Genomic DNA, 12,221 nt, shown 5'->3' with positions numbered 1-12,221 from the left:
GGTTTATGGCATCGTTACACGTCTAGATCGCTCTCACCGCCATGAGCATGTATGCGGCGCTGCTCTTGGCGTTGGTAACGCAAGCCTGATCCGGCATACCATTGAGCCTTGGTTTGTTGCAGCAAATCGCTCAAACTTTGCAGCTGTCCTTGTAAGGTCTGAGTTAACCAAAAGTAGCCCTGCCACTCAAAGCTCAATGCGTGAATACTGGGATAATCAGACACCAAAATCCGCGTAATCGGACGGAACATCTCATCACTGGGACTGCGTAATACCGCCGCCATGTGACGCATGGCCTGGGTCAACTCACGATGATAATGATCAACCAAAATACGATTTTCAGTATCAATCGGACTTTGTGCTAGCTTAGGCGCAGCACTAAGCAGCAAGTCAATGGTACCGATAATATTGCGATGGGTGCGTTGAATCATATCCAACGTCTGGGTATCAATTTTTGACTCTCTGGCCGTCGCTTCAATATGGCCGCGCACCCGCAACAAGCGCTTATTAATTTCTTTAAACTGAGCAACCATGTCGGTATTAACATAAGTGGTGGCCGCTGTGTGCGTACTTCTTTCCATGGTTGATGCTGCGGTTGTTGCACCCAAATCCAGATGAATATGCGGCAGTTCTATATTATTAATGGTGGTGCCGGCAGGATAATGTTTGTTATATTCGTTATTCGAGTCATTATCTGCGTCTGTAGGCTGATTGTCTGTGCCAGTGTCTTTTCTATTATCAGCATCTGAAGTATTTAATCCATTACCTGAATGACTGCTGCTTGGCCAATGGCTGTTCGACCAATGACTGTTGGGCTTATCACTGACCAATAAAGGATTGCCTATCACAGCCAATCCACTATTATCCGATAGCTTGTCTGCTGATGGCTCATCAGAGTTGGCATCAAGCGCTCCCTGACTCTCATCAGTATGCGCAAAGCGCTCATCCAAGCTGGGATCGGCAATATAAGCTTCAACCTCGTCATACATATCGGCACATGCTTCTAAATTATTGGCCAGCAAAAAACGCCACATCAAGGTAGATTTTAATGGCAAAATTAAAGTGGCCAACACCGCGGTTAACGTACCAATCAATACGTTCAGCGCCCGAGCCACCCCATCTGGCCCGACACTGTCATTGCTGGTAATCACCATACACATGGTAATGCCAGTCAGCAGCCCAATATAGCCCAGTTGCTTGATAGAGTAATAGCCAATGATGGCGCTAATAACGCCTACCAACAGATAATAAATCCATGAGGTCGCTGCAAAGCCAAGCAGTCCATGACTGAGCCACAATAGCAGCAGTCCGACGATGATACCCAATATGGTACCCAGCATCCGCTCTTTGGCTTTGGTATAGATCGCCCCTTGGTATTGAAGTAGACCTAAGATGACAAACACCGTAATGGTTGACCATTCTGAATGCGGAATCTGGCTCCAGCGACTGAACAGCAACGATGCCACAACAGCGATACCCAGTCGCATGGCATGCAAAATATTGGCATGTAAGTAGCGAGCATAAGGCTCTACTAAAGGCGCCATTAACCGTGATTTTAAGTTTTTTTCCATTGATTGGGGTTTCGCTATCCAGTGATTATCTGTGCTGTTTTTTGCTATTGTTTTTTATGTACGTTTTTTATGTTTGTGTTTATTTAGTGCTCTACTCTATTTAAGTTCTACTCTATATAACTTCTCTATTTAAATAGCCACTCTATTGAACTATTCAGTCTAGTCGTTTGTGCAACGGTTTCATACAGCGACTCATGACTCATTAGCAACGATTAACCACTAAATATTAAATTAACGGCCTGATTTAAAGCTGGGATGATTAATTAAGTGTTCCGACTCTCTAATATCTTCAAATAGGTCGATATCTGGGGTGGTGTCATTTTGTTTAATCACACTCATGTCACCTGTGGTCTCCATCACCATGGCAAACACCTCAGTTTTAGATTTAATGCCATTTTTACGCAGCACCTCACCGACATCACTTTTGCTGAGACTCGCTTCTGCGATATTGTCCCAGAAGTACTCGCCATGCGCCATCAATAATATGGGCTGATTGTCTATCGCTTTTTTAAACAGCTTCACCTTACGGCGCAATAAAGAGACAATGGCTTGTAGGATAAATAACAGCGCTATGGCAAATAAACCCTTGGATAAAGAAGGCGATTCTGACACCACGGTTGAGGCCAAAATACTACCGATACCAACGGTCATCGCAAAATCATGGCTGGATATCTTAGCAAAGCTACGCAGTCCCATTAGACGGGTGTACACGATTAATCCAAAATAAATCACCACGCCAGTTGCGGTAATGGCTACCGCTGTTTGCCAGTCCATCTCAAACCACTTTGACCAATCCATATTACCTCGCTTAAACAGTTGTTCGTTTCAATTATTTTCAATAAATCTCTGTTATTTTTAATAACTTTTAAAGTACTGTTTTGACGTATTATCTACAATAGGCTGTCTGCAGTGCTTGTTCTTACTCTATAACGCCTTCATTCTCATAACACTGTCTATTTAACACTATACTGTAACCCATCCTATTTACAACATCTTACGCTGGGCACCTGCCTTATACGAATGCAACAAGACTCTCATCAATAGATAACACTTTCTTACCCAAACCTTTTTTATTATTCCTATACTTTATTTAACATTAAAAACATCTCAATAAATAAAAACACTCTAATGTCTGTATTATAAAGGAGAGACCTATGTTTAGATGGGCTATTATTTTTGCAGTTATCGCATTAATCGCAAGCTTGCTTGGTTTTGGTAATGTCGCAGGACTCAGTAAGAGCTTCGCATACATCTTCTTAGTGGTTGCGGTAATCTTATTTATCTTTGGTTTTATTTCGCGTAAAACCTAATATATAGAATCAAATCTGGTAAAACAGACACTCAAAAATATCAAACCAAAGCACCGATGTAAAAACACTGATAAAAAAAGCACCTATCATTTGGGTGCTTTTTTGGTTTTAACCATTAATATTCAGTGCGCCTAGTTCAATGCTGCAATCTGTTTGGAGAGCCTATTTAGATAATCCATTTAAAAGGATTTGCTAGCACTAATATTGACTCAATCTCTAATACGCGCTACTTTTTAATAGTTATATTTAATAGGTTATATGGGTTAATGCGTTTGTCTAAATAACTTTATGAACACCCACTTTATTTACGGAGCCTAACCATGATTTATGATGTGATTGGTGACATACATGGCCATGCAGAAAAATTAAAAGGTCTGCTCAAGACGTTAGGCTATACACTAACGACGCATCCGAGCTTAAATATCGATTATTACTGCCCGCCCGAAGGTCACAGAGCGCTATTTATTGGTGATCTGATTGACCGAGGTACTCAAGAGCTAGAAACCTTACAAATCGTATTTGCCATGATAGACGCCGATGTCGCTGATGCAGTGATGGGCAATCATGAATATAACGCACTGGCCTATGCAACCGAAGACAAACTCAGACAGGGCAAAGGCACGAAGAATAAGAAGAACAAAGAGGGTAAAGACAAAGATAAAATACGCTATTTGCGCTCACACAACCGCGCGCATACCCATCAACACCAAGCCTTTTTGGACGAAATACCTTTTGGTTCAGAAGCACATCAATATTGGCTTAACCGCTTTTATGAGTTACCCTTATGGATAGAAACTGAGCACGCCTGCTTTGTGCATGCTTGCTGGGATACTGAGCAAATGGCGGTGCTTGAGCCGTTACTCACTGCCGATAAGCGCCTGACTCTCGATGCGCTACAACTAACTGGACAAAAAAAGTCTGACCCTTATGAAGCATTGGAGCGTATCTTAAAAGGCGTTGAAGTGGCCTTACCAGAGGGCGTCAGCTTTACCGATAAAGACGGCAAGGTACGCCGCAGAATGCGAGTGCAATGGTGGTTGTCACAGCAGCACGGCTCGCTACAAGGTCGACGCATCGTTGATATCGCACGCGCACCGGGCTCTGATTTGGCACAAATTCCACAAGACGCTGTCGCCGAGCAGCTTGACTTTATGCTACAGACCGATAAGCCAGTATTTATCGGCCATTATTGGCTTACAGGAACCCCTGAACCCTTAAGTCCGCAAGTGGTGTGCACCGATTATTCAGCAGCAGGTACCGGTTATCTGACCGCCTATCGCTTTGATACGACTCAACCTTTTCCGTTATCTGCCGATAACTTTATACAATATATACCAGAAACGGATCACAGATAGCGCCATAAGGGTGCAGCGTATAGCGTCAGCGCTTAACCGAGCCGTAATGTCACAGAACCGATTATGCTAAAAATTTACTTTTTATTCGGTTGAAAATTTTGTATGATGAATGTTTTTTGTAAGGAAACTCGAACCATGGCAAACGCCAAAAGCACACAATCATCAGACTCAGCACTTGGTCCTATCCCGTCTCCAGAAGGCAACCCAACAGTTGGTATTATCATGGGTTCGCAATCTGACTGGGCAACCATGAGCCTAGCTGCACAATTGCTTGCAGACTTTGGTGTTGCCTTTGAATGCGAAGTGGTTTCTGCACACCGCACGCCAGATAAATTGTTTGATTACGCCAAGTCAGCCAAAAGTAAAGGCTTACAAGTAATTATTGCTGGTGCTGGTGGCGCCGCTCATCTTCCGGGTATGTGCGCCAGCCAAACAGAGTTGCCAGTATTGGGCGTACCTGTGAAATCATCGACGCTGAGCGGCTGGGACAGCTTATTGTCTATCGTGCAAATGCCAAAAGGCATTGCCGTTGGTACCTTAGCGATTGGCACAGCCGGTGCTTATAACGCAGCACTACTTGCGATACAAATCTTAGCACTGCATGATGAAGCGCTTGCTAAGCAATTGGTTGAGTTCCGTCAAAAGCAAACAGATACTATCTTAGCGAGCCCAACACCGGGTATTATTAATAGTTAAATTGCGTTAACTACAATGTGTTAACCACAACGCGTTAACCAAAAATACGTTAATCACAATAGACAGATAACCACATGACAAAGGGGTGCAATCGGCACCTTTTTGTTTTTTTAGCGTTATACTATTTTGATAACCTATATATATTTTATATCATTCACATATCTTTAACCTTAAACGTATAAAGAGCCTAACATGACTACAGCCAATGCTTATCCAGCAACTCAATCTATCCGCACTATCGGTATCCTTGGTGGCGGTCAACTCGGCATGATGTTGGCCGAAGCCGCGCTGCCTTTGGGTTATCGCTGTGTATTTTTAGAAGACGCGCCAAACTGCCCAGCCTCTTTGTATGGTCAAGTATTCACCAGCGAACAGTTGGAAGACTTTATTGCGGCGGCCGATGTATTCACCTTAGAGTTTGAAAACACCCCTGCTGATACCGTAGCACGTCTGAAAAAGATGTCTGATGACGGTCAAAAACAAGGCATGTTCCCGCCGCCTCAAGCGCTACAAGTGGCACAAGATCGCCTCAAAGAAAAATCACTGTTTAATGAGTTAGATATCCAAACCGTCCCTTTTAAAAGCGTCAGCTCAAAGAAAGAATTACAAGATGCCAGTCAAGCGCTTGGCTTACCACTGGTACTAAAAACCAGCCGTGGCGGTTATGACGGTAAAGGTCAGTTTGTGGTAAAAACAGAAGCCGACATCAATGAGGCGTGGAAAGCGCTGGGTGATGCGGTAAGTGGTAAAGGCAATCTAACCCCAACCCCAGCACCACTGATTGCCGAAGGCTTTATTAACTTTAGTCGTGAAGTATCTATCATTGCCACGCGTGCCCAAGACGGCAATATGCGCTGCTATGATTTGGTCGAAAATCATCACCATACTGGCATTTTAGCGACTTCAGAGGCACCAGCGGTTGGTACCAGTCATCTGTTACCAGAAGCGAAAAATGCCATTGAAAAGCTCATGACTCATCTCGACTATGTCGGCACCATGGCGCTTGAATTATTTGTTAGCAAAGATGAAGACGACAATGATGTGATTTTGGCCAATGAGATTGCACCGCGCGTGCATAACTCAGGTCACTGGAGCATCGAAGGCGCTGTCACCAGTCAATTTGAAAACCACATCCGTGCGGTTGTAGGCTTACCACTGGGCGACACCGATAACGTGCATCCGTCTATTATGGTTAACGTGTTAGGTCAATATCCAAACATCGCTGATGTGCTTGCGATTGACGGTGCGCACTATCACACCTACCACAAAGAAGAGCGTGCTGACCGCAAAATTGCACACATTACGCTCATGCCAAACGATGTGTCTGACCTAGACCCTGCGTTAGAGCAATTGGTTAAGGTATTACCAAATAAAATGGGTTTAGACTCTTGAGCATCGAATCAACCGACAACAGCTCAGCACCTAAAAACAAGACAGGCATGACCATCTGGATTGATGCCGATGCCTGTCCATTAGTGGTCAAAGACTTAATCACTAAGACGGTTATCCGCACCAATACGCCTGCTATCTTTGTGGCCAATCAGCCGATTAAAGTACGTAAATCTCCGCTGATTACGATGAAGGTTGTGGGCTCAGGGTTTGATGTGGCCGATGATTATATTGCTGATAATGTTGCGCCCGGTGATTTGGTGATTACCAGTGATATTCCACTGGCCAATGACGTGCTAGATAATGGCGGGCAAGTAATGACCCCGCACGGCATTATTTATGACAAGAATAATATCAAGCAAAAGCTCAACGCCCGTGACTTTATGGATACCATGCGCTCAACAGGCGTGCTTGATTTAACCCAAATGGGCGGTCAAAAGCCGTATTCGGATAAAGACAAAAAGCAGTTTGCTGATGGACTGAATAAACTGGTGCGTTAATCGTGCCGGTTTATTTTCTACAGTCACACTCTTATCCAATACACTCTCATCCAATTCCAACCCTCTATACCCTCATCTCTTGCAAAGCCTATACATTCTGCAACCAATCTCTATCTAACCCCTACAACCTATCACCCGACTGACCTCCTATTTTTGATAAGGTATTTATATAAATTATTGGCTGTAAACCCAGACCATAAACTCATATAGAACAAAAAGAATAGGAGTAAGCATACGATGAATATTTTAGTGATTGGCGCAAGCGGCCGTGTTGGTTCAGAATTAGTGCAACAGCTCTTAGATAAAAACCACACTGTAACTGGCACTTCGCGTGACAACAAACCTCTGTTTGATAACCCAAATTACACCCATTTAGCATTGGATTTGACCGCTGATAAAGAAGCCGTAGCCAGACAGGTCGCGGGCAACTATGATGCGGTATATTTCACGGCAGGCTCTGGCGGTAAAGACGTGTTAGGCATTGACCTGCATGGTGCGGTCAAAACCATGCAAGCGGCTCAGCTTAAGGGGTTATCACGCTATATCATGTTAAGCGCGGTCTTCTCGTTAGACACCACTAAGTGGACATTGCCAGGTATTGATCAGCTGAAAGACTATTACATTGCCAAGCACTATGCCGACCAATGGCTGATTCATAACAGCAGACTTGATTACACTATCGTGCAAGCCGGTGCGCTAAAAGAGCGTGAGCCAACGGGTAAAATCGCTATTAATAACGATTCAGCAGGCGAGAATGCGATTAAGGATGTGGCAGCAACGCTAGCATCTGTATTGACCGCAAATAATACGATTAAGAAAGTATTTAGTATCCAAAATGGCGATACTAAGATTGATGACGCAGTAGCGACTGTGAATAAATAGTGGTTATCGCTTAATCTTAAATCTTATTTCAACTGAATAGTTTTAGATTAATCAGATAGCACGTTAGACATTATTTTATTACAAGCAGTCAGATATTCATTATCTGGCTGCTTTTTTGTGTGTCATACAAATGATTTTAAAATAAATCGCTCATTATTTATTTTAATAATTCTTTTATTAATCAAAAGGTTATACAGGCAGTTTCAATAAAACATCAATCAATTCAAATTAATTTCAAAATAATTGTAAGAAAACGGGCACTCACAGCGTCTAATTAGTAACAGCTTGGTTTTGTAAGATTAAATCCTTCCCTGAGCTGCTAATGTTTACCACACCCTTTTATGTTCTGGCATATGCAAAATAGCAACCTTGTCGCCCACACTCTGATGGTACTTAAAAATATCTCATATGCGGTTTACACAGTCACTGTTTTACAGGTTATGGACTACCTCACTTAATATGGAAATGATTATGAAAAAGACAACCGTTATGACAAGTTTAGCCTTAGGCTCACTATTAACATTAGGCGCATGTGCCAACGCTCAAAGCCCTTTTGAAGCCAAGCCTATGAAAAGCGCGCACAGCATGACCAAAGCTGCAGATGCTAAATGTGGCGACGCGAAATGTGGTGCAGACGCTACCAAAAAACAAACCACTAAAAAAGCCGACAACAAATGTGGTGATGCCAAGTGCGGCGCAACCATTAAGAAAAAAACCAAAACAGCAGAAGCTAAGTGCGGCGAAGCCAAGTGCGGTCAATAATCTAAAGCACTCGCTTACTTACACCCACAAGGACCGTTATGTCACTAATGAATCAATCAATGCCTAATACAGCCCGTCAAGCAAACGATGCCTTTACCAGTGCGTCAAGCTTAGGCGGTGCAGGATTAGGACTGCGTCGAGAGCTGTTGTCAGCATTAAACGACGACAATACTGCGCTTGATGCCGTTGATTTTTTTGAGGTGTCGCCAGAAAACTGGCTAAATACCAACGGTCAAATGGGCGGTCATTACGCTCGGCAGCTGCGCAAATTTACTGAGCGTCATCCTTTTATTTGTCACGGTTTGTCGTTATCGATTGGTAGCACAGCCGAATTAGACGTTGATTTATTACACAACGTCAAAGACTTTATGACGACCCATAATATCGAGCTGTACACTGAGCACTTGTCTTGGTGCAGCGATGTATCGGGTCATCTGTACGATTTATTACCTATCCCTTGCACGTCTGAGGCGGTGCACTGGGTCGCCGATCGTATTAAGCGTGCTCAAGATATCTTGGGTCGCCAAATCGGCTTTGAAAACGCCTCTTACTATTTTGTGCCATCCGGTAGCGATATGAGTGATGCTGAATTTATCACCGCTGTCGCTACCGAGGCCGACTGTTTGCTACATTTAGATGTGAACAACATCTACGTCAATAGCCAAAACTTTGGCTTTGATGCGCATCAGTATTTGCGTCAATTACCGCTAGAGCGCACGTGCTACCTGCATGTCGCTGGGCATTATACCGATGATGATGGATTAATTATTGATACACACGGCAATACGGTAATTGACCCTGTTTGGGCACTGCTGGCGGATGCTTATCAATTGATTGAGCAGAAAACAGGCAGACCTGCTAGCCATTTGCCGACTTGTCTTGAGCGTGATTTTAATTTTCCTGACTTATCAGATTTGATTGATGAGGTTGAGCAAATTAAACAGTTACAACTTGGCAAGCACAGCCCATCTCTCATTGGAGATGCTAATGTCTGCGCTTAAACCAACAAGTAATACGACGACTAATACGCTGGATAAGTTTACTCAGTCGATGCCTGTTGTTGCCACTAATGCCTCCAACGCTCCTGACTCTCTTTCAACATTTCAGCACAGCTTTGGTCAGTTTTTGCGTCATCAGCAGTTAACTAATGTATTAACATCAACAACGGCACTAGCGACTGAAACTAAAGTAACAGCTGATAGCGAGATAGGCTCAGAGTTTACCTCGGCTACTACAGCTAACAGCACGCGTGTCACTCAGCTGTATCAGTCTTTGGTGTTTAATAATATTCGCAGCTTTATTGATAAGTGTTTTCCGGTCTGTCAGACGCTAATTAGCGACAGCCATTGGCAACAGGTCAGCGAGCAATTCTTTTTAAATCATCCGTGTCACAGCCCTTATTTCACTGAGATTAATCAAAGCTTTGTCGATTACTTATCGTTACCAAAGACACTTAGCGCTTTAAGCCTACCGCCCTACTTTGCTGAATTAGCACATTATGAATGGATGGAGCTGTTGGTTGATACTTATCCTGATTTTAAAGCAATATCTACTGAACCTGACCAACTCACGCTAAATCCTACGTTGCAAAATCTGCACTATCAGTGGCCAGTGCATGAGATTAATGCAGACAATCACTCAGTGTCAGAACAGGACAGCTTTTTTCTGATTTATCGAGCTTGCGAGGAAGTGCAGTTTATGCAAATTAATGCGGTAACCCATGCTTTGCTCGACTTTATCGATCAACATGATCCTGTCTTGCCTAACCAATCGAATCAGCTACTAGAAAGTTTTGCACATCATCTGGGTTATGCAGACACGCAAGTGATTGTCGACTTTGGCTTGCCACTACTGCAGCAATTAACCGAGCAACAGGTGTTAATAACGACATCAGAATCAACTCAAAATAAAATTATTGAACACCTTAAGGCACCCTCATGAGCGCATTATCGACAGCATTAACACCCTATAATAAAACCATTCATAAGCTTCAGTCGCTCGATTTTATTGCGCCGCTTGCCGTTCGTCTATATCTTGCGCCTATTTTTATCAGCGCTGGTTGGACCAAAATCACAGGCTTTGACGGCATCGTTGAATGGTTTGGCAATAGCGACTGGGGGCTTGGATTACCGCTACCGGCTCTGATGGCAGTGTTGGTTATTTTGGCGGAGTTTGTTGGCGGTATTGCATTGCTGTTTGGCATTGGCACACGCTTTGTGTCGCTCTCACTCATCGTTACCATGATTGTTGCTATGGTGAGCGTACATGCCAAAAACGGTTGGTACGCCATCACTCCGACCAACCCAGAAACGAGCCTGTCTAGTCTGATGAATCTATTTGGATTTTGGGGCAGTGATGCCAGTTTGGCCAACTCTCAAGAAGCCGGAGCACGTCTAGAAAAAGCGCGTGAAATTCTGCAAACCCAAGGCAATTATGACTGGCTGACTGAAACCGGTAACTTCGTCATCTTAAATAATGGCATCGAGTTTGCGGCAACTTATACTGTCATGTTATTGGTCACTTTATTGTATGGTGCCGGCCGTTATGTTAGTTTAGACTACTATTTAAACCCTTCTGCGCATCCTGCTAAATATCGTTAGTCTGCCCGCCCACCCTAATTAGCTGCTCTCAGAGTCACCATCCAATTTGAAGTAGCTATTTATTCACCTACTCACCTTTATTCATGCACCTTTAAGCACTGCCTTTCATTGAACATTTTATAATACAAGACCCCACTCATGACCTTCGCTAATGAACACCCTTTTTCCGACTCTGATGCTGATACTAACTCTAACGATACTGATACCAACAACATCGACGACTCAGACACCAATCACTCAGACTTTGGCCAAGTAACGCCGCAGTTTGTCGATGCTGTCCGCATACAAATGCTAGCCTTTGCTCGCCTACAGCTCGATGACTATCACCTCGCTGAAGATGTGGTGCAAGATGCACTCATGGCCGCACTGCAGCACAGCCATCAATTTAAAGGCGAGTCAGCGTTTAAAAGCTGGGTGTTCGCTATTTTAAAAAATAAAATTGTCGATAGTTTACGCAAAAACAGCAAATACAGCTTAATTTCAAATATGCATAACGGTGAAGACGGTGCGGAAGATGCGCTTATTAACACCCTATTCGATGATGCTGGCTTTTGGCATAAAGACTCTCGCCCCAGTCAGTTTGATAGCAGCTGGTGCGATCCTGAAACTCAGGTACAGTCAGAGGGGTTTTGGCAAATATTAGAAGCGTGTTTGGTGAATTTACCCAGTGATCAAGCGCGGGCTTTTTTGATGCGGGAATATGTTGATTTATCGACGATGGAAATCTGCGACAACATGCAAATTAGTAGCAGTGCTTATTATGTATTAATGCATCGCGCAAGACTTGGGCTGCAGACCTGTTTAACCATTCGTTGGTTTCAAACCTAATTGCACAGTTCGTTAGACAAGCTTAGACAATAGCTTTGTCCCATTACCAACCAACTATTTAAAATAGAAAAAATTAAATCAAACACTTAGAGACTTATAATGAAAAACTGCCTTCAAATTACTCAGCTTGCCAGCGACGCACACGAACGCGACCTACGTACTGCTGAAAAACTAAACCTACACACCCATATTATGATGTGCTCTGGTTGCCGTGCTTATTACAAAAACAGCAAGGCGCTGAGTGCGATGATGAAAGAGATGAAAGCGCAGGAAGATAGCCCGACAACTAAATGAGTGCCAGTCACCATTTATTCTAAAATTACGTCTG

At 43.5% G+C, this 12,221-nt stretch carries 14 protein-coding genes; 12 read left to right on the top strand and 2 right to left on the bottom strand.

Annotated features, from left to right (window positions below; all coding sequences use genetic code 11):
- Nucleotides 1-14: 14 nt before the first annotated feature.
- Together A6J60_RS13535 and A6J60_RS08655 are read right to left on the bottom strand one after the other, a co-directional pair.
- The gene (locus A6J60_RS13535; RefSeq protein ID WP_227526101.1) at nt 15-1,571 is read right to left on the bottom strand and encodes an FUSC family protein; all 1,557 of its coding nucleotides are present in this window, start codon (nt 1,569-1,571) and stop codon (nt 15-17) included.
- 231 nt (nt 1,572-1,802) lie between these two features.
- Entirely contained in the window at nt 1,803-2,369 is a 567-nt protein-coding gene (locus A6J60_RS08655) for a DUF421 domain-containing protein (protein ID WP_096065636.1), read from the bottom strand.
- A gap of 356 nt (nt 2,370-2,725) precedes the next feature.
- On the opposite strand from A6J60_RS08655, the gene A6J60_RS08650 reads away from it, so the two are divergent.
- The 12 genes from A6J60_RS08650 (at nt 2,726) to A6J60_RS08595 (ending at nt 12,187) form a co-directional block, all read left to right on the top strand.
- Nucleotides 2,726-2,881 (top strand): DUF1328 domain-containing protein, encoded by a 156-nt coding sequence (locus tag A6J60_RS08650; RefSeq protein ID WP_096065635.1) that lies wholly within the window; start codon nt 2,726-2,728, stop codon nt 2,879-2,881.
- Between the two features lie 320 nt (nt 2,882-3,201).
- Nucleotides 3,202-4,236, top strand: a complete 1,035-nt coding sequence (locus tag A6J60_RS08645; protein WP_096065634.1) for a metallophosphoesterase — start codon at nt 3,202-3,204, stop codon at nt 4,234-4,236.
- A 135-nt stretch (nt 4,237-4,371) separates the two neighbouring features.
- Nucleotides 4,372-4,932, top strand: a complete 561-nt coding sequence (gene purE, locus A6J60_RS08640) for a 5-(carboxyamino)imidazole ribonucleotide mutase (RefSeq protein WP_096065633.1) — start codon at nt 4,372-4,374, stop codon at nt 4,930-4,932.
- Nucleotides 4,933-5,124: 192 nt separating this feature from the next.
- Nucleotides 5,125-6,324: a 5-(carboxyamino)imidazole ribonucleotide synthase gene (locus tag A6J60_RS08635; protein WP_096065632.1), complete on the top strand. Its 1,200-nt coding sequence runs from the start codon at nt 5,125-5,127 to the stop codon at nt 6,322-6,324.
- Between the two features lie 47 nt (nt 6,325-6,371).
- Entirely contained in the window at nt 6,372-6,821 is a 450-nt protein-coding gene (locus A6J60_RS08630; RefSeq protein ID WP_096066533.1) for a YaiI/YqxD family protein, read from the top strand.
- Nucleotides 6,822-7,058: 237 nt separating this feature from the next.
- Nucleotides 7,059-7,703 (top strand): NAD(P)-dependent oxidoreductase, encoded by a 645-nt coding sequence (locus A6J60_RS08625; RefSeq protein ID WP_096065631.1) that lies wholly within the window; start codon nt 7,059-7,061, stop codon nt 7,701-7,703.
- A 471-nt stretch (nt 7,704-8,174) separates the two neighbouring features.
- Nucleotides 8,175-8,465, top strand: coding sequence for a hypothetical protein (locus tag A6J60_RS08620; RefSeq protein ID WP_096065630.1), 291 nt, complete (start codon nt 8,175-8,177; stop codon nt 8,463-8,465).
- A gap of 38 nt (nt 8,466-8,503) precedes the next feature.
- Nucleotides 8,504-9,466, top strand: a complete 963-nt coding sequence (locus A6J60_RS08615) for a DUF692 domain-containing protein (RefSeq protein ID WP_264755574.1) — start codon at nt 8,504-8,506, stop codon at nt 9,464-9,466.
- Complete coding sequence (locus A6J60_RS08610; RefSeq protein WP_193778045.1) at nt 9,453-10,406, top strand: DUF2063 domain-containing protein; 954 nt, start codon at nt 9,453-9,455, stop codon at nt 10,404-10,406. The genes A6J60_RS08615 and A6J60_RS08610 overlap by 14 nt, the downstream gene beginning before the upstream one ends.
- Entirely contained in the window at nt 10,403-11,065 is a 663-nt protein-coding gene (locus tag A6J60_RS08605; RefSeq protein WP_096065628.1) for a DoxX family protein, read from the top strand. Before A6J60_RS08610 ends, A6J60_RS08605 begins: the two co-directional genes overlap by 4 nt.
- A 138-nt stretch (nt 11,066-11,203) precedes the next feature.
- Nucleotides 11,204-11,893, top strand: a complete 690-nt coding sequence (locus A6J60_RS08600) for a sigma-70 family RNA polymerase sigma factor (protein WP_096065627.1) — start codon at nt 11,204-11,206, stop codon at nt 11,891-11,893.
- A gap of 99 nt (nt 11,894-11,992) precedes the next feature.
- Nucleotides 11,993-12,187 (top strand): dsDNA-mimic protein, encoded by a 195-nt coding sequence (locus A6J60_RS08595; protein WP_096065626.1) that lies wholly within the window; start codon nt 11,993-11,995, stop codon nt 12,185-12,187.
- The last annotated feature ends 34 nt before the right edge of the window (nt 12,188-12,221 follow it).

Source organism: Psychrobacter sp. FDAARGOS_221 (assembly GCF_002313155.2).
In the GTDB taxonomy this organism is placed as follows: domain Bacteria; phylum Pseudomonadota; class Gammaproteobacteria; order Pseudomonadales; family Moraxellaceae; genus Psychrobacter.
The sequence above is the reverse complement of the archived record's forward strand: the minus strand, read 5'-3'. Positions and strand labels throughout refer to the sequence as shown.

Bases quoted from the DNA above. Each gene is read 5' to 3' on its own strand.
- purE (WP_096065633.1), top strand. From the start codon at position 4,372: ATGGCAAACGCCAAAAGCACACAATCATCAGACTCAGCACTTGGTCCT.
- A6J60_RS08645 (WP_096065634.1), top strand. From the start codon at position 3,202: ATGATTTATGATGTGATTGGTGACATACATGGCCATGCAGAAAAATTA.
- A6J60_RS13535 (WP_227526101.1), bottom strand. From the start codon at position 1,571: ATGGAAAAAAACTTAAAATCACGGTTAATGGCGCCTTTAGTAGAGCCT.
- A6J60_RS08630 (WP_096066533.1), top strand. From the start codon at position 6,372: ATGACCATCTGGATTGATGCCGATGCCTGTCCATTAGTGGTCAAAGAC.
- A6J60_RS08595 (WP_096065626.1), top strand. From the start codon at position 11,993: ATGAAAAACTGCCTTCAAATTACTCAGCTTGCCAGCGACGCACACGAA.
- A6J60_RS08625 (WP_096065631.1), top strand. From the start codon at position 7,059: ATGAATATTTTAGTGATTGGCGCAAGCGGCCGTGTTGGTTCAGAATTA.
- A6J60_RS08610 (WP_193778045.1), top strand. From the start codon at position 9,453: ATGTCTGCGCTTAAACCAACAAGTAATACGACGACTAATACGCTGGAT.
- A6J60_RS08605 (WP_096065628.1), top strand. From the start codon at position 10,403: ATGAGCGCATTATCGACAGCATTAACACCCTATAATAAAACCATTCAT.
- A6J60_RS08620 (WP_096065630.1), top strand. From the start codon at position 8,175: ATGAAAAAGACAACCGTTATGACAAGTTTAGCCTTAGGCTCACTATTA.
- A6J60_RS08655 (WP_096065636.1), bottom strand. From the start codon at position 2,369: ATGGATTGGTCAAAGTGGTTTGAGATGGACTGGCAAACAGCGGTAGCC.
- A6J60_RS08635 (WP_096065632.1), top strand. From the start codon at position 5,125: ATGACTACAGCCAATGCTTATCCAGCAACTCAATCTATCCGCACTATC.
- A6J60_RS08650 (WP_096065635.1), top strand. From the start codon at position 2,726: ATGTTTAGATGGGCTATTATTTTTGCAGTTATCGCATTAATCGCAAGC.
- A6J60_RS08615 (WP_264755574.1), top strand. From the start codon at position 8,504: ATGTCACTAATGAATCAATCAATGCCTAATACAGCCCGTCAAGCAAAC.
- A6J60_RS08600 (WP_096065627.1), top strand. From the start codon at position 11,204: ATGACCTTCGCTAATGAACACCCTTTTTCCGACTCTGATGCTGATACT.